The organism is Anaeromyxobacter sp. SG64 (assembly GCF_022690745.1).
GTDB classification, from domain to species: domain Bacteria; phylum Myxococcota; class Myxococcia; order Myxococcales; family Anaeromyxobacteraceae; genus Anaeromyxobacter; species Anaeromyxobacter soli.
In genome coordinates, this window is the sequence record NZ_JALCZB010000041.1 from 1 (window position 1) to 23821 (window position 23821).

Sequence of the window (23821 nt, forward strand, 5' to 3'; positions counted from 1 at the left end):
AGGGCGAGGTCGCGGCGAGCACGAGCGAGGCGGCGAAGGCGAGGCCCGCGGCGGCGCCGATCGCCGCGGCCGCGCGCGAGACGCGCCTGCCCCGCCGCGCGGGCCGGGCGCCAGGCTCGTCCACCACCGGGGACGCGGGGAGCTCGTCGAGCCTGAGCGCGATGACCTGGGTCTTCTCGGGCGGGGAGACCTCCTCGGCGGGCGCGCGATCGGTCCGGCGGAGCTCCTCGACGCGGTCGAGCTCACGCCGGAGCTCGTCGGGGAAGGCGAGCGCCATGAAGCGCGCCAGCGCGGGGGGATCGCCGGCGGGCGAGCCCGCGTGCGTCCAGGGCACGAGCGCGTCGCGGAGCTCGCTCGCCCAGCCGAAGCGCTCCGCCGGATCGCGCGCCAGGGCCCGGAGCACGACGGCGTCGAGCCCCCGCGGCACGGCCGGGTTCACCCGCGAGGGCGCCGGCACCTCCGCGCGGCGGACCTTCTCGAGGACCGCGAGCTCCGAGGGGCCGGTGAAGAGCCGCGCGCCGGTGAGGAGCTCGTGCAGGACGACCCCGAGGGCGAAGACGTCGGAGCGCCGGTCGACCGGCCCGCCCGAGGCCATCTCCGGGCTCATGTAGCCGAACTTGCCGCGGAGGGCGGCGTCGCGGCGCGTCCGGAGCGCCGCCTGGGCGATGCCGAAGTCGATGACCCGCACCGAGCCGTCGAAGCCGAGCAGCACGTTCGCGGGCGACACGTCCCGGTGGACGATCTGGAGCGGCGTGCCGCGCGCGTCGCGCTTGCGGTGGGCGTGATCGAGGGCGTCCGCCACGCGCCAGCCGAGGTAGGCCGCGAGGGGCACGGGCAGCCCGCCTCGCGCCCGGGTGCGCTGCACGAGCGCGCGAAGGTCGCGCCCGGGCACGTACTCCATCGCGATGTAGTACCCCTCGCCGTGCTTCCCGAGCTCGTGGATGGGCACGACGCCGGGGTGGTCCAGCTGGACGACGAGCCGCGCCTCGTCGAGGAACATCTGGATGAACTCGCCGTCCTCCGCGAGCGTCGGGAGGATGCGCTTCAGGGCGTACAGCCGCGCGGAGGCGTCGTCGCGCCGGAGCGCCACGTACACCTCGGCCATGCCGCCGATCGCGATGCGATCGAGCAGGACGTAGCGGCCATACGGGATGGGCTTCTGCATCGATGCGCCCGTCCCCCCCGGGGGCTTATGATAACCGCATGCCGACGAGCTGCCACGCGTGCGGGGCGACGCTCCGGATCGACGGCCCGGTGGGACGTCGGACCACCTGCCCCGAGTGCGACGCCGACCTCCACTGCTGCATCGACTGCCGCCACTACGACGAGGGCTCCGCGCACGAGTGCCGCGAGCCCCACGCCGAGCACATCATCGACAAGATCGCCTCGAACGCCTGCGACCTGTTCCAGCTCGGCGACGGCGCCTCGCGCCGCCGCAAGAGCTCGCGGGCCGCGCGCGATCAGCTCGGGGCGCTGTTCGGAGAGGCCCCGGCGCCGGCGGAGGAGAATCCGCGGGACGCGCTCGAGGCGCTCTTCCGGAAGAAGTGAGGCGCGTGGCGTCCCCCGGCGACCTCGCTCACGTCTCACCCGTCTCGCGCGTCGCCCCGGCGAGCCAGGCGAGGTACGGCGCGCTCCCCGCCTCCACGGGCAGGGCGAGCACCTCCGGCACGTCGTAGGGGTGCAGGGCGAGCACGCGCTCCCGCAGCGCCTCGAAGCGTCCGCGCGTGGTCTTGAGCACGAGGAGCGCCTCGGCCTCGTCCTGCACCTTCCCCTCCCAGCGGTAGATCGAGCGGATGGCCGGGACGACGTTGCCGCAGGCGGCGAGCCGCTCCTCGACGAGGGCGCGCGCGAGCTCCGCGGCCTTCTCGGCGGACGGCGCGGTGACGAGGACCACGAGGGCGTCGGGCATGGCGTTGCCTCCTCGCCGCGCTACATCCCGGCGGCGCGGGAGATGATCTCCTTCATGATCTCGGAGGTGCCGCCGGCGATGGTCATCACGCGGACGTCGCGCCAGGCGCGCGCGACGTCGGTCTCGAGCACGTACCCCATGCCGCCGTGGAGCTGCATGCAGTCGTAGGCGACGCGCTGGGCGAGGTCGCAGGCGAAGAGCTTCGCCATGGAGATCTCCTTCACCGCCGGCTCGCCGCGCTGGAGGAGATCGCAGGCGCGGTAGGTGAGCCAGCGCGCCGCCTCGATGGCCGTGAGGTGCTCGGCGAGCTTGTGCCGCCACACCTGCATGCGCGCGAGCGGGCGGCCGAAGGCGCTGCGCTCGCCGGCGTAGCGCAGCGCGTCCTCCACCATGAGCTGCATCCCGGCCACCGCCTGCACCGCGGCGACGAGCCGCTCGCCCTGGAAGTTCGCCATCACGTGGTAGAAGCCCTGGTTCTCCTCGCCGAGCAGCCAGCGCGCCGGGACCCGGCAGTCCTCGAAGAAGAGGAGCGCCGTGTCGGAGGACGGGTTCCCCACCTTCTCGAGCGTGCGCGAGACCTGGAACCCGGGCGTGTCGGTCGGGAAGAGGAGGAGCGACAGGCCCTCGTGGCCCGGCCCGCCGGTGCGGACCGCCAGCGTGAGGAAGTCCGCCCGCGCGCCGTTCGTGATCCACGTCTTGGCGCCGTTCACGACGAGGTCGTCGCCGTCGCGCCGCGCGGTCGTCCGGAGGGCCGCCACGTCGGAGCCCGCGTCCGGCTCGGAGATCGCGAGCGCCGCGATGCGCTCGCCGCGGATCGCGGGCGCGAGGAACTCGCGCTTCTGCTCGTCCGTGCCGAGATCGGCGATCACGGGGATGGCCATCTCGCCGTGGACCAGCATGGCCATGGCGAGCCCCGCGTTGCGGCAGCGGACGAGCTCCTCGGCGTACGCGACGACGTACCACCAGTCGAGCCCGGACCCGCCCCACTCCGGCGGGTGGCGGATCCCGAAGAAGCCCAGCTCCCCGAAGGTGCGGAAGAGGGCGCGCGGGAACTCGGCGGCCGCGTCCCAGGCGCGCGCGTGCGGCGCGAGCTCGCGCTCGCAGAACTCGCGGACGGTGCGCCGGAACGCCTGGTGGTCCTCGGTGAACGGATCGAGCCCGGGCATGCGCCTTCGCATACCGGAGCCCGCGCGGCCCCGCCAGGGCGCAGGAGGGCCGCGCCCAGCAGCCGCTACCGGCCCAGCATGCTCTTCTTCAGATCTCCGTCGGCGGGCTCGCGCCCGAGCCAGTTGCGGAACATCGCGTCGGCGAAGTCCTTGCCCGGAACGGTCACGGGCTTCCCGCCCGCCGCCCCGACGATCGTCCCCTGGCCGGGGACGTAGGTCACGAACATCTCCCCGCCCTCGCGCATGTTCGGGATCGCCGGCTCGATCGTCTTCAGCTGCTGGAGGAGCGCGTCGAGGTTCGGGCCGCCCGAGTTGGCGCGGAAGCCGTCGCGGTACGCGTCCATGATCTGGCTCTTCGTCACGTCGCGCAGGAACACCATGCGGACGCGCTTCGGAGCGTCGGCGGCGATGACGGCGTCCGCGTCGCGCGAGGGCTCGGTGAGGTAGAGGCCCCCCGCGTAGACCTTGATGATGAACTTCTTGCGCAGCCCGGCGCCGTTCAGCTTGAGCGCCTTGCCCGCGACCTCGATGGTCTCGGGGAAGTCCACGCCGGCGACCTTCTTCGCGTGGGCGGGGAGCGCGACGGCGAGCGCGAGGGCGGCGGCGGCGAGCTTCTTCATCGTGACTCTCCGTGTCGTGGCGGGTGGTCCCCCGTTGTACCCGGGTTCACCCTCCGACCGCCGGACCCGGGCGGGGCGGCGCGCTTCGGGCTGCCCATGCCGCGCCGCGTCGCCGGGAGGGCCCTGAACTGGCCCGGCGATGGCGGGCGCTCAGCGCGGAACGCCCGGACGCGGCGGCGACACCGCGCTGCGCGGCCGGTGTCCGAGCACCGTGCCATACGCCACGCCGGCGACGCCGACGAGCATGCCGAGGCCGCCCGCCGCGGACACCCGCTCCCCGAGCAGCACCGCCGCGAGCAGGTACTGCGCGAGCGGCGTGAGCTGGAGCCAGACGGCCGCCTCCCCGACGCTGAGCGCGCCGTAGGCCTCCGTCATGAGCACCTGCGCGGAGTACGCGGCGAGCCCCATCACGGCGGCGATGGCCCACGGCCCCGGCGCGGTGGGCCACGGCCCGAGCGCGAAGGGGAGCGCGACGGGGAGCCCGCCCAGGGAGAAGTAGAAGAAGATCGTCGCGGCGTTGTCGGTCGCGCGCATGGCGCGGATGACCACCGCGGAGAGCGCGGCGAACACCGCCGCCCCGACGGCGAGCGCCTCGCCCGCGCCGAGCCCGAGCCGGAGGGAGCCGTTCCCGAGCACGAGGGCGACCCCGAAGGTGGCGAGGAGGAGCGCGAGGAGGAGGTGGATCGTCGGCCGCTCCCCGAACGTGCGGATCGAGAGCACCGTCGCGATGACCGGGAAGAGGTTGTAGAGCATCCCCGCCTCGCCCGCGGGGATGCGCTGGAGGGCGAGGAAGTAGAGGACGACGACGATGCCGCCCGACACGCCGCGCGTCCACAGGAGCCGCCGGTTGTGCGGCCGGTAGAGCCCGGGCCGGACGCGGAACGCCACGAGCGACACCGCCGCGCCGACCACGAACCGCACGACGGTGAGCTGCCCTGCGCTGAACGTCTCCCCGCGCGTGGAGAGCAGCCGCGCGAGGACGGCCATGAGCCCGAACGAGGCGGCGGAGCCGAGGAGGAGCAGGCGCGCGCGGAACTTCGTGCCGGCGCCGCGGGAGGGCGAGGCCGGGGCCCCCGGCCGCCGCCCGCCCCCCTCGCTCATGGCTCCTCCGCGGGGAGCCCGGCGGCGAGCGCCGCCTCCGGCGAGCGCGCCTCGCGAGGCCGGTGGCCGAGCACGGACCCGTAGACGATCCCGGCCACCCCGAGCAGCACGCCCACGAGCGTCCAGCCGCCGATCCGCTCGCCGATGGTGAGCGCCCAGAGGTAGCTCGCGATGGGCGTGAGCTGCTGCCAGAGCGCCGCCTCCGGCACGGACAGCGCGCCGTACGCCTCGGTCATGAAGAGCTGCGCGAGGAACGCCACGACGCCCACGCCCGCCAGGGCGAGCCAGGCGAGCGGCGCGCTCGGCCACGGCGCGAACGCGTACGGCAGCGAGGCCGCGGCGCCTCCGACGGCGAACGCGAAGAAGATGGTCGGTGCGTTGTCCGTCGTCCGGAGCGCGCGGATGGAGGTCACCGCCGCGCCGCCGCACACCGCGGAGACGATGCCCAGGATCTCGCCCACCCCGAGCCCGAGGCTCACCCCGCCGCCGCCGAGGACGAGGAACACGCCCGCGCTCGCGAGCGCGAGGCCGACGCCGAGGTGGATGGTCGGGCGCTCGTTCAGGACGAAGAGCGAGAGGAGCACCGCCCAGATCGGGAAGGTGTTGTTGAGGAGGGTCGCCTCGCCCGCGGGGATCCGCTCGATGGAGAGGAAGTAGAGGAGCGCGGCGATGCCGCCGAAGAAGCCGCGCGAGACGAGCAGCGCCTTGCGGCGCGGGCGGAACGTGCCCGGACGCGCGACGAAGATCCCGCCGACGAACGCCATCCCGAGGACGAAGCGGGCGAAGGTGACCTGCCCGCCGTTCATCCCCGCCTGCGTCGCGACGCGCGCGAGCACGGCGGACAGCCCGAAGAAGACCCCCGCGCCGAAGAGGAGCAGCCGCGCGCGGGCCATCGCCCGCTCCCCCGGACGCACGGGGTAGAGCGCACCGGCCGTGGGCCCGGTCGCAGGCCCGGCCGTGGCGGGCGCGAGGGGCGCGGCGCCGGGCGAGCGCGAGGGCTGCGGGGGAGCGGAACTCACGGGAATCCGCGTCTATCACCATCGTCCCGGCGGGGGAAGGCGGCGCCCGTCCGCCGCTCCGGCCGCGTCGCCGGGTCGGGTCCACGACGCCTCGCCGGGGGACAACGCGGCTGGCCAAAAGAGCCACGTTCCGTTAGACAACGCGCCACATGAGCGAGCCCGAATTCATCTCAGTCAAGGGCGCGCGCGAGCACAACCTCAAGTCGGTCGCTCTCGAGATCCCGAAGAAGAAGCTGGTGGTGTTCACCGGCGTCTCGGGGTCCGGGAAGTCCTCGCTCGCGTTCGACACCCTCTACGCCGAGGGGCAGCGCCGCTACGTCGAGTCCCTCTCGTCGTACGCGCGCCAGTTCCTCGGGCAGATGGAGAAGCCCAAGTACGACACCATCCGCGGGCTCTCGCCCACGATCTCCATCGAGCAGAAGGCGGCCTCGAACAACCCGCGCTCCACGGTCGGGACCATCACCGAGGTCCACGACTACCTGCGCGTGCTGTACGCCTCGATCGGCCTCCAGCACTGCCCCTCGTGCGGCCGGCCCGTCGGCAAGCAGACGGCCCAGCAGATCGTCGAGGCGATCGTCCAGTACCCGGAGGGCGCCCGCATCCTCGTGCTCGCCCCGCTCGTCCAGAACCGCAAGGGCGAGTACAGGGACCTCCTCGCCGACCTCGCCAAGCGCGGCTTCGCGCGCGTGCGCGTCGACGGGATGATCCACCAGCTCACCGACCGGCTCGTCCTCGACAAGAAGCTGAAGCACGACATCGAGCTCGTGGTGGATCGCCTGGTGGTGAAGGAGGGGATCCGCTCCCGCCTCACCGACTCGATCGAGACCGCGCTCCGCGAGGGGAAGGGCACCCTCGTCGTCGCCGACGCGGACAAGGAGCAGCGGGTCGGGGCGGGGGATCCCGAGGAGTACAAGAAGCACGATCGCTTCTTCTCCGAGCTCAACGCCTGCCACGCCTGCGGGCTCAGCTTCGGCGAGCTCGCGCCGCAGAACTTCTCGTTCAACTCGCCGCTCGGCTCGTGCCCCGACTGCCAGGGGCTCGGGACGCGGGCCGAGATGGACGCGGACCTCATCATCCCGGACCCCTCGCTCACGATCCGCCAGGGCGCGGTCGAGCCCTGGGCGAGCGGCATGGAGCGCGGCGAAGGCTGGACCTTCGAGTTCGTCGAGCACCTCGCGCGCTCGCTCAAGATCGACCTCGACCTGCCCTGGGCGAAGCTGCCGAAGCTCCACCGCGACGTCATCCTCTACGGCACCGAGGGTGCGTCGAATGGCGGGCGCTCCTGGCGCATCGAGTTCGAGGGCGTCGTGAACCAGCTCTACCGCCGGCTCAAGGCGACGGGCTCCGAGGCGATGCGCCGCCACTACATGCGCTACTTCTCGGACAAGCCCTGCCACACCTGCGGCGGCGAGCGGCTCAAGCCCGAGAGCCGCGCGGTGCGCATCCGCGGCAAGGGCATCGTCGATCTCTCCCGGCTCACGATCCAGGACGCGCACGCGTGGCTCGGCTCGCTCGATCTCAAGGGGAGCGAGGCGAAGATCGCCGACGAGCTCCTGAAGGAGATCAAGAACCGGCTCAAGTTCCTGCTGGACGTGGGCCTCAGCTACCTCACGCTCGACCGCCCCGGCCCGTCGCTCTCGGGCGGCGAGAGCCAGCGCATCCGCCTGGCCTCGCAGATGGGCTCCGAGCTCACCGGCGTCATCTACATCCTCGACGAGCCGTCGATCGGGCTGCACCAGCGCGACAACGGCAAGCTCCTCGCGACCCTCAAGCGGCTCCGCGACGTCGGCAACTCGGTCATCGTCGTCGAGCACGACGAGGAGACGATGGAGGAGGCGGACTGGCTCGTGGACTTCGGCCCGGGCGCCGGCGCGCACGGCGGCGAGATCGTGAGCGCGGGGACGCCGGCGGAGGTGAAGCGCGATCCCGACTCGCTCACCGGCGCGTACCTCTCCGGGCGCAAGGAGATCTACGTCCCCGAGCGGCGCCGCAGCGAGGACAAGGGCGCGATCACCATCTCCGGGGCCACCGAGAACAACCTGAAGGACCTCACCGCCTCGTTCCCGCTCGGCCGCTTCACCGCGGTCACGGGCGTCTCCGGCGCGGGCAAGTCCACGCTCGTGAACGCGATCCTCCGCCCCGCGCTGATGCGCCACCTGTACGGCACGCGCGAGGTCCCGGGGAAGCACCAGGCGCTGACCGGCTGGGAGCACATCGACAAGGTCATCGACATCAACCAGCAGCCGATCGGCCGCACCCCGCGCTCGAACCCGGCGACCTACACGAAGGTGTTCGACGCCATCCGCGAGGTGTTCGCGCAGACGCCCGAGGCGCGCGCGTTCGGGTACCAGCCCGGCCGCTTCAGCTTCAACGTGAAGGGCGGACGCTGCGAGGCGTGCCAGGGCGACGGCATGAAGCTCGTCGAGATGCACTTCCTCGCCGACGTGCTCGTGCCGTGCGAGGTGTGCGGCGGCAAGCGCTTCAACGAGGCGACCCTCCGGGTCACCTTCAAGGGCAAGAACATCGCCGAGGTGCTCGATCTCTCCATCACCGAGGCGAAGTCGCTCTTCGAGCACCACCGCGAGATCGCGCGCATCCTCACCACGCTCGAGGACGTCGGCCTCGGCTACCTCAAGCTCGGCCAGCCCTCCCCCACCCTCTCCGGCGGCGAGGCGCAGCGGATCAAGCTCTCGCGCGAGCTCGCCCGCGTCGGCACGGGCAAGACGCTCTACATCCTCGACGAGCCCACCACCGGACTCCACTTCGAGGACGTGAAGAAGCTCCTCGCCGTGCTGGACCGGCTGGTCGACGCCGGCAACACGGTGGTCGTCATCGAGCACAACCTCGACGTCATCAAGTGCGCCGACTGGATCATCGACATCGGCCCCGAGGGCGGCGCCGACGGCGGCCTCGTCATCGCCGAGGGCACGCCCGAGGAGGTCGCCGGGGTGAAGGAGAGCTACACCGGGCAGTACCTCGGGAAGGTGCTCGAGGCGCACCGGCAGCGCGCACGCCGCGCGCCGGGGCAGAGCGCGGCGAGGGGCGTGCAGCGGGTGGGGGCGTAGCGCGGCGCCTCCTTGCGCGGCCGGCCCGTCCCCTGCAAAGGGAGAGTAATGCGCACCCTCGTCGCCCTCCTCTGCCTCGCCTCCGCCGTCTCCCCCCCGGCCGCCCACGCCGCTCCGAAGAGCGCGTCGAAACCGGCCCCGGCCTCGAGGACGGCGGCGACCGACCCCGAGGCGCTCCGCTGGGACCTCACCGCGCTCTACCCCTCCGACGCCGCCTGGTCCGAGGCGAAGGCCGCGCTCGGGAAGGACGTCGCGGGGTTCCGGGGGCGGCACGAGGGGCGCCTGGGCGCCTCCGCGAAGGCGCTCGCGGACGGCCTCGCGGACCTCGCGCAGCTCCGCGAGCGGTACGAGCGGCTCTTCGCCTACGCGATGCTGAGGAGCGACGGCGACGTCAAGGCGGCGCGCCCGCGGGAGCTGAGGCAGGAGGCGGAGCGGCTCGGCGTCGAGCTGGAGGCGGCCGCCTCGTTCGTGCGCCCGGAGCTCCTCGCCGTCGACGCGGCGAAGGTGAAGGCGTTCCTGAAGGAGGACCCGCGCCTCGCCCAGTTCGACTTCTTCCTCTCGGACCTCCTCCGCTGGAAGGACCACACCCTCTCGCCGCGGGAGGAGCGGATCGTCGCGCAGGCGGGTGAGCTCGAGGGCGCGGCGCCCGCGGTGCACGGCGTCCTGACGAACGCCGACATCCCCTGGCCCACGGTGAGGCTCTCCACGGGCGAGGCGGTCCGCCTCGATCCCGCGGGCTACCAGCGGGCGCGCACGGCGCCGTCGGCGGCGGACCGCGAGAAGGTGTTCCGGGCCTTCTTCGACGCGGTGAAGACCTACGAGCGGACCCTGGGCGCGGCGATGGACGCGCAGGTGAAGGCGCACCGCTTCGAGAAGGACGTGCGCGGCTTCCGGTCGTCGCTCGAGTCGGCGCTCTTCGCCGCCAACATCCCGCCCGCGGTCTACCACCAGCTCGTCGCCGACGTGAACCGGAGCCTCCCCACGCTCCACCGCTACCTCGCGCTCCGCAAGCGCATGCTGGGCCTCTCGGAGCTGCGCTACGAGGACCTCTACGCGCCGCTCGTGAAGGACGTCGAGCGGCGCTACACGCCTGCCGAGGGCGTCGCCCTCACGCTCGAGGCGGTGGCGCCGCTCGGCGCGCCCTACGTCGAGGCGCTGCGCAGCGCGCTCGACGGCCGCTGGACCGACTTCCTCCCCCGCCCCGGGAAGCGCTCGGGCGCGTACTCGATGGGCGTGTACGCGGTCCACCCGTACCAGCTCCTCAACTTCAACGGGCAGTGGGAGGACGTCTCCACGCTCGCGCACGAGTCCGGCCACACCATGCACTCGGCCCTCGCCGCCAGGGCCCAGCCGTTCCCCAAGTACGACTACCCGACCTTCGTCGCCGAGGTCGCCTCGACGCTCAACGAGAACCTGCTCCTGCACCGGGTCCTCGACCGGACGAAGGACGACGCGACGCGGCTCTTCCTCCTCGGCCGGCACCTCGAGACGCTCCGCACCACCCTCTTCCGCCAGACGATGTTCGCGGAGTTCGAGCTCGCCGTGCACGAGCGCGCCGAGAAGGGCGAGGCGCTCTCGGGGGAGGCGCTCTCGGCGCTCTACCTCGAGCTGGTCCGCAAGTACTACGGGCACGCCCAGGGCCTCTGCCGCGTCGACGCGCGCTACGGCGTCGAGTGGGCCTCGGTCCCCCACTTCTTCAACTACGACTTCTACGTGTTCCAGTACGCGACGAGCCTCGTCGCCTCCACCTCGCTCGCGAAGGCCATCCGCGAGGAGGCGGCGACGGGCGGGACCGCGGCCCGCGACCGCTACCTCGCGATGCTCTCCGCGGGCGGGTCGCGCTACGCGATCGACCTCCTGAAGGACGCGGGCGTCGACATGACCACCTCCGCGCCGTTCGCCGCCGCCATGGACGAGATGAACCGCGTGATGGACGAGATGGACGCGATCCTCGGGCGCGCCGGACACCCGCGGGCGGCGCGCTGAGCGGGCGCGCGCCCGGCGCTCGCGCTACACGTCCCGGATGACCGAGCTCCGCATCTGCGTCGACGTCCCCGACCTCGAGCGCGCCGTCCGGTTCTACTCGGAGGCGCTCTCGCTCTTTCCCGGTCGCCGCTTCGGGGCGGGGGGCGTCGAGATGCTGGGCGGCCCGTGCCCGATCGACCTCCTCGCGAAGGCGCCCGGGAGCCGGGCGAGCGCGGCGTCCGCGCAGGTGCGGGACTTCGCGCGGCACTGGACCCCCGTCCACCTCGACGTGGTCGTGCCCGACCTCGACGCCGCGCTCCGCCGCGCGCTCGCCGCGGGCGCGACCCAGGAGGGCGACGTGCAGGCGCACGCGTGGGGCCGGCTCGCGCTCCTCGCCGATCCGTTCGGGCACGGGCTCTGCCTGCTCCAGCTGAGCGGGCGGGGCTACGACGCCATCGCGACCGGCTGAGCTGCTCAGGCGCGCGCGTCGCGACCCGCGTCCTCGCGGGCGCGGTCCGGGTCGGCCTCCCCGGCGAGCGCGCGCCGGGCCACGGCGGCCTCCTCGGCGGAGCGCTCCACGGGGGTGGGAGTGCCCGCCCCGTGCCGCCGCAGCCGCCACGCCCGCGCGGCGAGCGAGATCCCGAGCCACAGGCCCAGGGCCGCGAGCGGCGTCGCGATGACGCGCGGCCAGAGTACGGCGACCGCGCCGAGCGCGAGGACCACGCCCGCGGCGACGGCGAGGACGCGCGCCTCGGTGGGGCCGAGCACGCGATAGCCGCCGAGCGCGGCGCCCACCGCGTTGCCGATGCGGAGCGCGCCGGCCGCGGCGACCGCCGAGCCCTCGCGGCGGCGCCGCCGTCCCGGCGGTCGCGGCCGGCGCAGGCGCGGTACGGGACGGACCGGCTGCACGCGGCGGCGCGCGTCGAGCACGATCTCCGTCGCGCGCCCGAGGTCCTCCTCGTACGCGTCCTCCATCCGCTGCGCGAAGCCCTCGTCCTCGATCGCGACGTCGAGCTCCCAGTTCGCGAGCCAGGAGGAGAGGTTCAGGTTCGACGATCCCACGCGCGCCCAGCGCCCGTCCGCGACGGCGGTCTTCGCGTGGAGCATCGCCCCGTTCCACTCGAAGATCCGCACCCCCGCCTCGAGCAGCGGCCGGTAGCCCGCGACCGAGAGGCGCTTCACGAGGCCGAGATCCGAGTCGCCCGGCACGAGGAGCCGCACGTCCACGCCGTCGTGCGCGGCGGCGCGGAGCCCCTGCACGTAGGCCGCCGTGCCCACGAAGTACGCGTCGGTGATCCAGAGGGAGCGGCGCGCCATCGCCGCGACGAGCTGGTCGAGCCGGTACAGCCCGGCCGTCGCGGGCTCGCTCGCGACGACGCGCAACGCCACCTCGCCCGCCGCGGCCACGTGAGCGGGGTCCGGGAGCTCCTCGTCCGGGAGCGGCGCTCCCGCCTCGTCCCAGACCTGCGCGAACGCGCGGGCGAGATCCGCCACGGCCGGCCCTCGCACCTCCACGCCGGTGTCGCGCCACGGCTCCGCGCCGCGGGCCGGGTCGCCCGCCCAGCGCTCCGCGATGCAGAGCCCGGTGACGAAGCCGACACGCCCGTCGACGACGATGCTCTTGCGGTGATCGCGCCCCATCCAGCCGATGGGGCTGTCGAGACGCGGCGGGTTGAACGTGCGGACCTCGACCCCCGCGTCCGCGAGCCGCCGCCAGAAGCGCGAGGAGGCCTCGCCGATCCCGCCGAGCCAGTCGTGGAGGACGCGCACGCGCACGCCGGCGCGCGCCTTCTCCGCGAGGAGCTCCGCGAACCGCCGGCCGACCCGGTCGTCCGCGAAGATGTACGCCTCGAAGAGCACGCTCTCCCGTGCGGCCGCGATGGCCTCGTGCCACGCGGGGAAGTTCTCCCCGGCGTCGCGCAGGAGACGCACCGCGTTGCCCCCCACGAGCGGCGCCCCCGCGGCCCGCGTGAACGCCTGCTCGGCCACGAAGCGGAGCGTCGCGCGGCCCGCGCGGCGGCCGCCCGGAGCGCCCGCGGCGCCCCGGGCGGTGGGGAGGACGGCCGATCCCTGGGCACGAGTCACACCCCAAGCATTCCCCGCCGGAGCCCTCGTTGCACGCTCCCGCCCGGGCAGCCGCGCGCTGCGCCCCTTGCGGTCCCGCCAGCGGGAGCAGACGTTTCGACCATGGCGACCGGCGGGCGTCCCGTCGCGCGCAGGCTCCTCCTCCTCGCGGGCGCCGCGGCGGGGCTCCTCGTCGTGCTCGTCGCCGCGCTCCTCCTCCTCGTGGACTCGGCCGCGGTCACGAGGCGCGTCGCGGATCTCGTGCTCTCGCAGGCGTCCCGGGCGCTCGGCCGGGAGGTCGCCGTCACGACCGCGAAGCTCCACCTCCTCCCCGAGGCCCGCGTCGCGCTGCGGGGCCTCACCGTGGCGGGCCGCGCGGGCGAGCCGGGGCTCGTCGCCGCCGAGTCGCTCGACGTGCACCTCGGCCTGTGGCCGCTCCTCCGCTCGCTCGGGAAGGACGTCGAGGTCCGCTCGGTCGTGCTCGTGAAGCCCATCGTGAACCTCGTCCGCGCGAAGGACGGCACCTGGAACTACGCGGGGCTCGGCGAAGGGAAGCCCGAGACCGCCGCGGAGCCGCCGCAGGTCGCGGGGGCGGCGACGCGCGTCGTGGTGGAGCGCGTTCGGATCGAGGGGGCGGCGATCCGGCTCGTGGACCGGAGCGCGGGCCGTGACGACGCGGGCGTCGCGCTCGAGCAGCTCGATCTCGAGGCGACGGGCGTCGGCCCCGGCCTCCCGTTCGAGGTGCGCGTCGCGGCGGCGTTCGCGAGCGCGCAGCAGAACCTCCACGCGCAGCTCTCGGTGGACCACCTGCCGGACGGGGTGCCCCGGCGGCCGGAGGACTGGCCGCTCATCACGGGCGGGCTCCAGATCGGCGCGCTCCCGCTCGATCGATTCCGCGCGCTGCTCCCCGCAGAGCTCGGGGCGCTCGTCCGCGGCGGCGCGGCGTCCCTCGAGGCGAAGGTCACCACCGGCGAAGGGCGGGCCTACAAGGTGGACGGCTCCGGCGGGCTGAAGGACGTGAGGCTCCGTGGCCAACCGGCGTCGGGCCACTTCCGCGCGCTCGCCACCTGGTCGCCGGCGCGGCCCGCCGCCTCGCGCGTGGATCTCACCGAGCTCACGCTCCGCGGCCCCGGCGTGGACCTCGGCGGCCACGCCTCCGTCGGGACCCCGCCGCTCGCGGCCTGGTTCGTCGTGACGGGGTCGCTGCTCGATCTCGACGCGGTGATGGGCCTCCTCCCGGAGAAGGCGGAGGCGGCGCCGCCGCGCGGCGGCGACCTGGTGCCCGCCGCGATGCGCGAGCGGCTCCGCGCCGCGAGCGTCCGCGGAACGGTCGCCCTCGCCGAGGTGAGGAGCGGCCGGCTCCAGGCGAAGAACGTGAAGGCCCGCGTGAGCCTCGTGAAGGGCGTGCTCACCGTGGAGGAGCTCGACGCGGCCGTGTTCGGCGGCCGGGTCTCGGGGGCCGGCACGCACATCGCGCTCGGGGAGAAGGTCCCGACCTGGAGGCTCGCCGCGAAGCTCTCGGCGCTCGATCTGGGCGGCGCGCTGCAGGCGTTCGCAGGCGCGCAGCCGCTGACGGGCAAGCTGGACGGCACGCTCGACGTCGTCGGCAAGGGGACGGACTGGGCGAAGCTGCGCCAGGCGCTCACCGGCCTCGCCGCGCTCACCGTGAAGGACGGCGCGCTCGTCACGACCGACCTCGGCGACGCGGTGCTCGGCGGCGTGGCGCGGGGGCTCGAGCAGCTCGGCCGCGGCGGCGCGGCCCGCAAGGTGAGCGGCGCGAAGGGGCGCACCGAGTTCAAGAACCTCGCCGGCGAGTTCGACGTGAAGGACGGGTTCCTCGTGGCGAGGGCGCCCGTGACCGTCGACACGCCGTTCGGGAAGCTCGCGCTCGGCGGTCGCGTCGGCCTCGACGGCCGGCTCGCGCTCGAGGGCACGTCCTCCGTCCCGAAGGCGGCGCTCGCCCGCGTCGTCCCGGGCGGCCTGCCGCTGCCGCAGACGCTCGAGGTCCCGCTCGCGCTCGGCGGCACGCTCGAGTCGCCCAGCGTCTCGGTGCGAGCGGACACCGCGGTCGCGAACCTCGCGCGAGGGGAGGCGCACGAGGCGGTGAAGGGCGCCCGCAAGCAGGTGGAGCGCGGGCGCGACGCGGTCGAGGGGCTCTTGAAGGGATTCGGCGGGAAGCGGTGACGGCCCGCGCACCCTCAGCGATTCACGGCTCACCCGCGCTCGAGACGTGCGACGGCCGCCCCGTCTCCGGAGCAGCCGTCGGCCTCGGATCCGGCGACGTCCGGGCTAGCTCTTCTTCTCTTCCGCCTTCTTCGGGGGGCCCTTGTGGGCGGCACAGTGCGGGCACTGGCACTTCTCGCCGCACTTGCACGCCTTGCCCTCCTTGGCGCAGGGACACTGGGCGGCAGGCGCGGCCTCCGCGCCCTTCTTCCCCTCGCCGGCAGCGGCGGCCTGGGCATGCTGCGGGCAGTTCTTGCAGTCGCCGTCGCACGCCGACGCAGGTCGCGCCGCGAGGAGGGCGAGCGCGGCCGTCGCCGCGAGCAGGGTCTTCATCATGTGTGAACCTCCGTGGGTGACGTACCGCGCAGGCGGCCGCGAACCGGATGCAGCGTAGAGAGGCCTCCCGAGCGGTGTCAACGCGGAAGGCCGATCGCGGCAGGAGGGCGCGGCCGCCCGCGGCGCACTCGCCCGGGGCAGGACACGAGGTGGATCGCCCCCGGACCCGCCGCTACATTGCCCTCGATGACGACCCTCGACGTCGACCGGCTGCTCGCGCTCCTCCGGGATCCCAACGTGGAGAGCCAGGAGATCGCCACGCTCGCCGGCGTGCCGCGCGAGGAGGCCGGCCGCGCCTCGCGGCTCCTCCTCGGCCTCTCCCGCGCGAAGCCGGAGGAGATCGCGACCCTGCCGCCTCCGCTCGCCGCGGCGCTCTGCCGCGCGTCGCTCGTCGCCGGGCGCGCCGACGTGCTCGCGGCGCTCGCCGGTCACTCGGGGAAGGAGGTCGCGAAGGAGGCGAAGCGCAGCCTGCACGTCCTGCGCTCGCGAGGCGTCGCGGTGCCCGAGCCGCCGCGCGCCCCCGCGGTGGCCCCCGCCGCGCCCGCCGAGCCGCCGCTGCCCGTCTACGCCTCGGCGATCGACGGGCAGGGAGAGCGCGCGGTGTGGCTCCCCCGGAACGTGCCGGGCAAGGGCATCGAGGTCGCGCAGGCGGTCGTGTCCGACGTGCGCGGGCTCGTCGAGCTCCAGGTCGGGCTCCTCGGACGCAAGGAGTGGCGGGCGTTCGCGAAGGGGCTCGTGGAGCGCGGCGCGGCCATGGGCGTCGGCGAGATCGACCGCGCGCGGGCCCGCTCTCTCGTCGCCGCGGCGCGGGCGCTGAACGACGCGAGCGGGCAGCGCGTGCCGGAGGGCGCGGACCTGTGGCTCGCGCAGCTCGGCCCGGCCGCGCCGCTCGCCGACCCCGCGGCGCGGTTCCCACCCCTCGCCGACGAGGAGGAGCGCGAGGCGGTGGCCGCCTCGGCGAAGCTCCACGACCTGCCGCTCCTCCGCGGCTGGCTCGCCGACGAGGGCTACCTGCGCGAGGTCGCCGCGAAGCTCGACGAGGTCGGCGTGTCGCCGCTGTACATCGACGACCGGCAGCGCGCCGAGCAGATGGCGCGCGTGGTGGCGGACGCCGTGGACGCCTACTTCGACGAGGGGCGGCGCCGCCGGCACGCGAGCCGCCTGCTCGCCGTCGCCGAGCACCTCGAGGCGCGGGGGGACGTCGCCCACGCCCGCTCCGCCGCGGCGACCGCCCGGGCGCTCGTCGCGGGGGCGCCACCGCACGCGGTGCCGTTCGCGCGGCTCCTCGTGGAGAAGGCGTTCCCGCTCGCGCCGGGGCCCGGCGAGCCGGCAGGCGCCCCGCCCTCTCCCGGCGCGCCGCCCCTCATCGTCACGCCCCGGTGAGCGCCGCCCTGGCCCTTCACGATTTGACCCCCCGCCCGCCCTCGCGCTAGGTCTCGCCCATGCCGGAGCACCAGAGCCCCTCGCCGACGGTGGACGTGGTCGTCCTCCTCCCCGGCGATCGTGTCGTCCTCGTCCGCCGCAAGTTCCCGCCGCCCGGCTGGGCGCTGCCCGGCGGCTTCGTGGACGTGGGCGAGACGCTCGAGGCGGCGGCGATCCGCGAGGCTCGCGAGGAGACCGGGCTCGAGGTCCGGCTCGAGGAGCTCCTCTACGTCTACTCCGACCCGCGCCGCGATCCGCGCCGCCACACGGTGAGCGCGGTGTTCCTCGGGCGCGCCTCGGGCGACCCCGCCGGCGCCGACGACGCGGAGGAGGCGCGCGCCTTCCCCTGGGACGCGCTCCCCGCTCCGCTCGCCTTCGACCACGCGGAGATCCTGCGCGACGCGCGCACCTACCTGCTCACCGGCGCGCGGCGGCGTCCATGAGCGAGCTCTCCCCCACGGAGCGCGCGGCGCTCCTCGGCATCGCCCGCGGCTCGATCCTCGGCCACCTCGGCGTCGCCCCGGCCCCCGCGCTCCCCGCCTCGGGATCGCTCGCCGAGGCGCGCGGCGCGTTCGTCACCCTCCACGTCGGCGACGCGCTGCGCGGGTGCGTCGGCACGTTCCGCCCGGAGGGCTCGCTCGCCGCGACGGTCGCGCGCATGGCGGTCTCCGCCGCGAAGGAGGACCCGCGCTTCCCGCCCCTGCGCCCCGACGAGATCGCCGAGCTGCGCGTGGCGGTGTCCGTCCTCACCCCGCCCCACCGGCTCGACGACCGGCGGGCCGTGAAGGTGGGCACGCACGGGGTCCTCGTCCGGCGAGGCTGGCATCGCGGCGCGCTCCTGCCCAAGGTGGCGCTCGAGCAGGGCTGGGACGCGGAGACGTTCCTCTCCCGCTGCTGTCTCAAGGCCGGGCTCCCCGCGCGCGCGTGGCAGGAGCCCGAGACGGAGGTCGAGGTGTTCGAGGCCGACGAGTTCGGCGAGGGAGCGGAATCGTGAGCACCGTCCTCGCCATCGCCGCCGCGGTCCTGGCGGTGTCGCTCCTCATCATCCTGCACGAGGCCGGGCACTTCTTCGCCGCGCGCCGATCGGGCATGCGCGTCGAGCGCTTCAGCGTCGGCTTCGGGCCGGTCGTGGCGTCGTTCCGGCGTGGCGAGACGGAGTTCGCCATCTCCGCCCTGCCGCTCGGCGGGTACGTGCGCATCGCCGGGATGTCACCCGGCGACGACGTCGCGCCGGACGACCCCACCGCCTACGCGAACCAGGCCGCCTGGCGGCGCTTCCTCGTCATCGTCGCCGGCCCCGCGGCGAACTACGTCACGGCGGTGGTCGTCGCGGCGGCGCTCCTCGCGACCATCGGCCTCCGCGCCCCCGACCCGGCGCCGCGCGTCGGCGCGCTCATGCCGGGCATGCCGGCGGCCGTGGCGGGCCTCGAGCCCGGCGACCGTATCCTCTCCGTCGCGGGCGCCCCGGTCGACTCGTTCCGCGCGCTCGTGGCCGAGCTGCAGCGCCACCCCGGCGAGCCGATCGTGCTCGAGCTCGAGCGCGGCGGCGAGCGGCGCTCGCTGCCCATCACGCCGCGCGACGACGGGGGCGTGGGCCGCGTCGGGTTCGCGCAGGCGCAGGTCGCGGTGCGGCGCGGCCCCGCGGGCGCGCTCGTGGAGGGCCTCCGCCGGACGAACGCCGCCGCGGGCGCGCAGCTCGCCGCGTTCGGGAGCATGTTCTCCGGCAAGCAGCGCGCGGAGCTCTCCGGGCCGGTCGGCATCGCGCAGGAGCTCGTCCGCGGCGCGCGGCAGGGCGCCGAGCCCTTCCTCGCCCTCGTCTGGACCATCTCGATCGTCCTCGCGATCCTGAACCTCCTGCCCCTCCCCGCGCTCGACGGCGGCCGGCTGGTGTTCCTGGCGTGGGAGATGATCACGCGGCGGCGCGTGAACGAGAAGGTCGAGAGCTACGTCCACCTCGCCGGCTTCGTGGCGCTCCTCGTCCTCATCATCGCCGTGACCGTCTTCGGCGACCTGGCGCGGCTCCTCGGCCGGTGAAGGCGGCCCTAGACCGGGCTCTTGCCCGGGACGGCCGGCCGGCGCGCGGCCCCGACCGGCGGCGCGGCGCGCGGCCTCGAAGGTGATCGCGGACCGCGAACCGTGCTTTAGGTTAGACCCGATGGCGATCCAGATCCTCTACTTCGCCGGCGCCCGCGAGGCGGCCGGCGCCTCCCGCGAGACGCTCGAGCGTGCGCCCGCCTCCGTCGCGGAGCTGCGCCGGGCGCTCGAGGCCGCCCACCCGGCCCTCGCCCGCATCCTGCCGCGCTGCCGGATCGCGGTGGACCAGGAGTTCGCCCCGGACGACGCGCCGCTGCGCGACGGGGCGGAGGTCGCCATCGTGCCCCCCGTCTCGGGCGGCGCGCCGCGCTTCCAGGTGGTGGACCGGCCGCTCACGCTCGCCGAGGTGGTGGACGCCGTCTCGGGCCCGGGCCGCGGCGGCGTCGTCACGTTCACCGGCGCGGTGCGCGGCGAGTCGCACGGCAAGCGGGTGGTCCGGCTCGAGTACGAGGCGTACGCGCCCATGGCGGAGCGGAAGCTCGCGGAGATCGGCGCCGAGGTGGCGCGCGCGCACGGCGTCGAGGTCGCCATCGTGCACCGCGTGGGGGCCCTCGCGCCGGGAGAGGCGGCGGTGGTCATCGCCTGCGCCGCCGCGCACCGCACGCCGGCGTTCCGCGCCTGCGAGGCCTGCATCGAGCGGCTGAAGCAGGACGTGCCGATCTGGAAGCGCGAGGTGTACGACGACGGGTCGGTGTGGGTGGGCCTCGGGCCGTGATGCCCGCCCGTGCTATCCTCCCCCGCCCGTGAAGGTCCTCATCGCCGACGACGACGGGCTCATCCGCGCGCTCGTCTCCGATCTCCTCGCCGAGCTCGGCCACGCGGTGGTCGCCGCGACGGACGGCGTGGAGGCGGTGGCGCTCTCCGCGCGCGAGCGCCCGGACGTGCTCGTGCTCGACCTCCTCATGCCGCGCCTCTCCGGCCTCGACGCGCTCCGCGCCATGCGGGCCGCGGGCGTGGCGGCGCCGGCCGTGCTCCTCACCGCCGTGACGGACGGCAGCGCGCGCGGGCTCGAGGGGGCCGACCTGGTGGCCGTGGTGCTCGAGAAGCCCGTCTCCCGCCGGAGCCTGGCGCGGGCGCTCGCCCGCGCCACGGCCACCGCATGAGGCTCCAGCGCACCCTCCTGCTCCTCGTCGCGTGCGCGGCCGCCGCGCCCGCCTCCCTCGTCGTGGGGCTCCTCGCCCGCGGTCACGCACAGCTCGACGCCGCGAGCGTCGCCACGTCCGCCGGCGCCCTCGTGGTCGCGGCCGTGCTCTCGGCCCTCGTCGCGCGGAGCGTCACCCGGCCCATCGCCGAGTGCGTCCGCGGCGCGCTCGAGATCGCGCGCGGCCGCTTCGGGCGCGAGGTCGCGGTCCGCGCGCACAACGAGATCGGCGACCTCGCCCTCGGCTTCAACCACATGTCGCGGGAGCTCGCGCGCTACGACGCCGAGAACCGCCGGCTCATCCACGACCTCGAGGCGGGCTACCTCGACACCCTGCGGAGCCTCGCCTCCGCCATCGACGCGAAGGACCCCTACACGCGCGGTCACTCCGAGCGCGTGGCCGAGCTCGCCGCCGAGATCGGCCGCGAGCTGGGCCTGCCGCGGGAGACGGTCGCCGCCCTCGTGTACGGCGGGATCCTGCACGACATCGGCAAGATCGGCGTGCCCGACGCGATCCTCGCGAAGCGCTCGCCGCTCACGCCCGAGGAGCGCGCGCTCGTGGAGGTCCACCCCGTGACCGGCGCCGAGATCGTGGCCGGCGTCGAGTTCCTGCGCAGCGCCGTGCCCGCCATCCGCGGACACCACGAGCGCTGGGACGGCGACGGCTACCCGGACCGCCTGCGCGGCGAGGAGATCCCGCTCGTCGCCCGCATCGTGAACGCCGCCGACACCTGGGACGCCTGCACGACGACCCGTCCGTACCAGTCCGGGCTCGCGGAGGGAGACGCGCTCCCGCTCCTCGCCGAGCTTCGCGGGACGCAGATCGACCCCGCCGTGCACGACGCGCTCGTCGCGGTCCTGCGCCGCCGGGCCGCCGCCGCGCGCGCGCCGTCCGCCGCCTGAGGCGACGACGCCGCGCGCCGGAGCGAGCGAGGTCCGGGGGCGCTGTGCGCTCTGCGGGCGCGCATGTGGGCGGACGTCGGCTTGCCTCCTCGCACGGTTCGCCTAAGCTCGCCGGATGCGCACCGTCCGACCTGTCCTGGCGCTCGCAGCGCTCCTCGCTGCCGTCCCGGCGGCCCCGGCCGACGACCCCACTGCCCGCGGGTTCGACCCGGACCCCACGCGCCCGGCGCTGTCGCTCGACGGCGGCTTCACGCTCGAGACCGCGGCGACCGCGCCGCGCGGGCGGATCGGCGCCGCTCTCCTCCTCGACTGGACCGACGGGCTGCTCGCGCTCCAGCTCGGCGACGCGCGCGAGGACGCCCTCGCCTCGCGCCTCTCCGCGCACCTGCTCGCCGCCGCGTCGCTCGGTCGGCTCGAGCTCGGCCTCGATCTGCCCGTCGCGCTCTACCAGCGATCGGATCTCTCGCTGCTCCAGGACCGCGGGGTGACCGGGCCGCTCGTCGCCCCCATCGCGCGGAGCGCGCTCGGCGACGTCCGGCTCGTCGCGAAGCTCGCCCTGCTCGAGGCGGCGAGCGCGCCGCTCGGGATCGGCGTCGCCGCGCTCCTCGACCTGCGCGCGCCCACCGGCGACCGCACCGCCTTCACGGGCGAGGGGCCGATGGCCGTTCCCGGCGTGGTGCTCACCCGCGCCTTCGGCCGCGCGCGGCTCGACGCCCAGGTCGGCTACGTCCTCCGCGAGCGCGGCCAGTGGGCGCAGCTCGTGGTGAACGACGGGCCGACCTGGTCCCTCGGCGGGTCCTACGACCTCACCGCTCCCGGCGCCGCGCGGCAGTGGCGCGCGATCGCCGAGGTGGGCGGCGGCTGGCCGCGCGGCAACGACCTCTCGACGGATCGCCACCGCGCCCCGCTCTCCGCGCGCACGGGGCTCCGCGCCTTCCTCTCCGATCGCGTCGCCGTGGAGCTCGGCGGGGGCACCGGCCTCGGCGCAGCCGGCTACGGGCGCGAGTCGTGGCGCGTCTTCGGCGGGATCCGCTTCGCCCTCGACACGGCGCGGACGGGCGACGCCGGCGAGCCGGATCGCGATCGCGACGGCGTCCCCGACGCGCGCGACGCCTGCCCCGCGGAGCCGGGCCCGGCCGAGCTCGACGGCTGCCCCGATCGCGACGGCGACGAGATCCCCGACCGCGAGGACCGCTGCCCCACCGTGCCCGGCCCGGCGACGCGTGACGGCTGCCCCGTGGGCGAGCAGGAGCCGCTCGTCGAGATCGAGACCGAGCGGCTCTCGCTCAAGGACGCGATCCAGTTCGACACCGGGCGCGACACCCTGCGGTCGCAGTCGTTCCCCGTGCTCGACGCGATCGGCGGGATCCTCGCGGCGCACCCGGAGCTCCGCCGCGTCCGCGTCGAGGGCCACACCGACGACGTGGGCTCGAACGCGTACAACAAGGACCTCTCCGAACGGCGCGCCCGCACCGTGGCGCGCTACCTCGCCGGCAAGGGCGTCGCGCGCGAGCGGCTCGAGCCGACGGGCTACGGCGAGGACCACCCGGTCGCCTCCAACAAGACCGCGCTCGGGCGTGCGAAGAACCGGCGCGTGGAGTTCACCATCCTCGACGGCGGTGCGGGGACGCGTTGACCCGCCTCGCGATCCTGGATCTCGACGGCACGCTCGTCGACTCGATCGACGACCTCGCGGCCTCGGTGAACCACGCGCTCGCCGCGCTCGGCCTGCCGGCCCGCAGGAGCGACGAGATCCGCGGGTTCGTGGGCGAGGGGGCGCGCCTGCTCCTCGCCCGCGCGATCGCCCCGCACGACGAGCTCCTCGAGCCGGCGCTCGTCCTCTGGCGCGAGCACTACGAGGCGCACTGCCTCGACCGGACGCGGCTCTATCCCGGGCTCGACGCCGCGCTGTCCGCGGCCGGGCGCGCGCTCGCGGTCCACACGAACAAGCCGGGCGCGATGGCTCGCAAGATCCTCGCCGGGCTCGGCGTCGCCGATCGCTTCGTCGCCATCGTCGGGGGCGACGAGGCGCCCCGGAAGCCGGATCCCACCGGGACCCTCGAGATCATGGCCGAGGTCGGGGCCGCGCCCGCCGACACCGTGTTCGTCGGCGACAGCCGCGTCGACGTCGCGACCGCGCGCGCCGCGGGCGTGGCCGTCGTCGCGGTGACCTGGGGGCTCGGGTCGCGCGCGGAGCTCGCCGGGGCGGGCGCGACCGTGCTCGTGGACGACGCCGCCGAGCTCGCCCCCTACCTGCGCTGAGGCGAAGGACCTCTCGATCCCGTCGCCGCCGCGGCGCACGCGGGCGGCCTGCGCCGGCGCCAGCGCGCGCGTCGTGACGCGACCCCATCGACCGGGCTCCGCGCGAGCCGCCCCCACGGGTGCTCGCCCAAAACTCGCTCGCCGGCGGCCCCCGTGCTACCCGGTTCGCATGCTCCGCCTCCTCGCGAAGCTGGTCCTCGCAGGCGCCGTGCTCGCGGCGCTGTGGCTCTGGGTGCCCGTCGGCGGCCGCACGCTCGCGGCACGCTGGGACCGCGCCGGGAGCTTCCCGGTCTTCGTGGAGCGCGGCTGGGACGAGCTCGCCGGCCACTTCGGCTCGAAGCCGCCGGCCGACCGCCGGCCGACCGCCCGCTCGCAGGCTCGCGTCGCGCAGGGACCGTCCCGCACGCGGCCCAGCGAGGCTCACACCGAGGCCGACCGGCGCGCGCTGGATCGCGTCCTCCAGGACGAGCTCCGGGCCCACCCCTAGCGGCCGCGCCGCGGCGCGCGCGCCGGACGCGCGGACGACCCCCA

Annotated in this window: 23 protein-coding genes; 15 read left to right on the forward strand and 8 right to left on the reverse strand. The window is 75.2% G+C overall.

Translation table 11 applies throughout. The features are described 5' to 3' along the window. Positions 1 to 1165: serine/threonine-protein kinase (locus MNZ29_RS13520; RefSeq protein WP_242355556.1), on the reverse strand; the 1165-nt coding region annotated here is incomplete at its 3' end. A gap of 38 nt (positions 1166 to 1203) precedes the next feature. Here MNZ29_RS13520 and MNZ29_RS13525 point away from each other — a divergent pair. After that, on the forward strand, positions 1204 to 1548 hold the full coding sequence (locus MNZ29_RS13525; RefSeq protein ID WP_242338883.1) for a hypothetical protein: 345 nt from the start codon (positions 1204 to 1206) through the stop codon (positions 1546 to 1548). A 28-nt stretch (positions 1549 to 1576) separates the two neighbouring features. Here the strand turns inward: MNZ29_RS13525 and cutA are convergent, their stop codons facing one another. The 5 genes from cutA to MNZ29_RS13550 all read right to left on the reverse strand — a co-directional run bounded on the left by cutA (position 1577) and on the right by MNZ29_RS13550 (position 5689). Continuing rightward, positions 1577 to 1909 (reverse strand): divalent-cation tolerance protein CutA, encoded by a 333-nt coding sequence (cutA, locus tag MNZ29_RS13530; protein WP_242338885.1) that lies wholly within the window; start codon positions 1907 to 1909, stop codon positions 1577 to 1579. A 20-nt stretch (positions 1910 to 1929) separates the two neighbouring features. Next, positions 1930 to 3075, reverse strand: a complete 1146-nt coding sequence (locus tag MNZ29_RS13535; protein ID WP_242338887.1) for an acyl-CoA dehydrogenase family protein — start codon at positions 3073 to 3075, stop codon at positions 1930 to 1932. A 65-nt stretch (positions 3076 to 3140) separates the two neighbouring features. Beyond that, positions 3141 to 3695 (reverse strand): chalcone isomerase family protein, encoded by a 555-nt coding sequence (locus tag MNZ29_RS13540; RefSeq protein WP_242338889.1) that lies wholly within the window; start codon positions 3693 to 3695, stop codon positions 3141 to 3143. A gap of 150 nt (positions 3696 to 3845) precedes the next feature. Further along, positions 3846 to 4796 (reverse strand): DMT family transporter, encoded by a 951-nt coding sequence (locus MNZ29_RS13545; RefSeq protein ID WP_242338892.1) that lies wholly within the window; start codon positions 4794 to 4796, stop codon positions 3846 to 3848. After that, a complete protein-coding gene (locus MNZ29_RS13550) occupies positions 4793 to 5689 on the reverse strand; it encodes a DMT family transporter (RefSeq protein WP_242338895.1) in 897 nt (298 codons plus the stop codon). Before MNZ29_RS13550 ends, MNZ29_RS13545 begins: the two co-directional genes overlap by 4 nt. Positions 5690 to 5964: 275 nt before the next feature. Here MNZ29_RS13550 and uvrA point away from each other — a divergent pair, with 275 nt between their 5' ends. The 3 genes from uvrA to MNZ29_RS13565 are packed head-to-tail and all read left to right on the forward strand — an operon-like array spanning position 5965 to position 11314. After that, complete coding sequence (gene uvrA / locus MNZ29_RS13555; RefSeq protein WP_242338896.1) at positions 5965 to 8880, forward strand: excinuclease ABC subunit UvrA; 2916 nt, start codon at positions 5965 to 5967, stop codon at positions 8878 to 8880. A 48-nt stretch (positions 8881 to 8928) separates the two neighbouring features. Then, entirely contained in the window at positions 8929 to 10866 is a 1938-nt protein-coding gene (gene pepF, locus MNZ29_RS13560) for an oligoendopeptidase F (protein ID WP_242355558.1), read from the forward strand. Between the two features lie 37 nt (positions 10867 to 10903). Next, complete coding sequence (locus MNZ29_RS13565; protein ID WP_242355560.1) at positions 10904 to 11314, forward strand: VOC family protein; 411 nt, start codon at positions 10904 to 10906, stop codon at positions 11312 to 11314. A gap of 5 nt (positions 11315 to 11319) precedes the next feature. On the opposite strand, the gene MNZ29_RS13570 is transcribed toward MNZ29_RS13565, so the two are convergent. After that, entirely contained in the window at positions 11320 to 12930 is a 1611-nt protein-coding gene (locus MNZ29_RS13570; protein ID WP_242355562.1) for a phospholipase D-like domain-containing protein, read from the reverse strand. 102 nt (positions 12931 to 13032) lie between these two features. Here MNZ29_RS13570 and MNZ29_RS13575 point away from each other — a divergent pair, with 102 nt between their 5' ends. Further along, complete coding sequence (locus MNZ29_RS13575; protein WP_242355564.1) at positions 13033 to 15093, forward strand: AsmA family protein; 2061 nt, start codon at positions 13033 to 13035, stop codon at positions 15091 to 15093. A 105-nt stretch (positions 15094 to 15198) separates the two neighbouring features. Here MNZ29_RS13575 and MNZ29_RS13580 read toward each other — a convergent pair whose 3' ends face one another. After that, positions 15199 to 15468 (reverse strand): hypothetical protein, encoded by a 270-nt coding sequence (locus MNZ29_RS13580; RefSeq protein WP_242355566.1) that lies wholly within the window; start codon positions 15466 to 15468, stop codon positions 15199 to 15201. A gap of 186 nt (positions 15469 to 15654) precedes the next feature. Here MNZ29_RS13580 and MNZ29_RS13585 point away from each other — a divergent pair, with 186 nt between their 5' ends. From MNZ29_RS13585 to MNZ29_RS13635, 10 genes are all read left to right on the forward strand, one after another. Next, positions 15655 to 16851 carry a hypothetical protein gene (locus MNZ29_RS13585; RefSeq protein WP_242338912.1) on the forward strand — a complete coding sequence of 399 codons (1197 nt, stop codon included), beginning with the start codon at positions 15655 to 15657 and terminating at the stop codon, positions 16849 to 16851. A gap of 59 nt (positions 16852 to 16910) precedes the next feature. Next, positions 16911 to 17333, forward strand: a complete 423-nt coding sequence (locus MNZ29_RS13590; protein WP_242338914.1) for an NUDIX hydrolase — start codon at positions 16911 to 16913, stop codon at positions 17331 to 17333. Beyond that, entirely contained in the window at positions 17330 to 17884 is a 555-nt protein-coding gene (gene amrA / locus MNZ29_RS13595) for an AmmeMemoRadiSam system protein A (protein ID WP_242355568.1), read from the forward strand. Before MNZ29_RS13590 ends, amrA begins: the two co-directional genes overlap by 4 nt. Further along, positions 17881 to 18924 carry an RIP metalloprotease gene (locus MNZ29_RS13600; RefSeq protein WP_242338917.1) on the forward strand — a complete coding sequence of 348 codons (1044 nt, stop codon included), beginning with the start codon at positions 17881 to 17883 and terminating at the stop codon, positions 18922 to 18924. The genes amrA and MNZ29_RS13600 overlap by 4 nt, the downstream gene beginning before the upstream one ends. A 121-nt stretch (positions 18925 to 19045) precedes the next feature. Next, entirely contained in the window at positions 19046 to 19699 is a 654-nt protein-coding gene (gene moaD, locus MNZ29_RS13605) for a molybdopterin converting factor subunit 1 (RefSeq protein WP_242338919.1), read from the forward strand. 28 nt (positions 19700 to 19727) lie between these two features. After that, positions 19728 to 20087 (forward strand): response regulator transcription factor, encoded by a 360-nt coding sequence (locus MNZ29_RS13610; RefSeq protein WP_242338921.1) that lies wholly within the window; start codon positions 19728 to 19730, stop codon positions 20085 to 20087. Continuing rightward, positions 20084 to 21028, forward strand: a complete 945-nt coding sequence (locus MNZ29_RS13615; protein ID WP_242338923.1) for an HD-GYP domain-containing protein — start codon at positions 20084 to 20086, stop codon at positions 21026 to 21028. Before MNZ29_RS13610 ends, MNZ29_RS13615 begins: the two co-directional genes overlap by 4 nt. Before the next feature lie 115 nt (positions 21029 to 21143). Further along, on the forward strand, positions 21144 to 22664 hold the full coding sequence (locus MNZ29_RS24500; RefSeq protein ID WP_277957019.1) for an OmpA family protein: 1521 nt from the start codon (positions 21144 to 21146) through the stop codon (positions 22662 to 22664). Beyond that, positions 22661 to 23290, forward strand: coding sequence for an HAD family hydrolase (locus MNZ29_RS13630; protein WP_242355570.1), 630 nt, complete (start codon positions 22661 to 22663; stop codon positions 23288 to 23290). Before MNZ29_RS24500 ends, MNZ29_RS13630 begins: the two co-directional genes overlap by 4 nt. Positions 23291 to 23459: 169 nt before the next feature. Then, positions 23460 to 23777 (forward strand): hypothetical protein, encoded by a 318-nt coding sequence (locus MNZ29_RS13635; RefSeq protein WP_242338928.1) that lies wholly within the window; start codon positions 23460 to 23462, stop codon positions 23775 to 23777. The last annotated feature ends 44 nt before the right edge of the window (positions 23778 to 23821 follow it).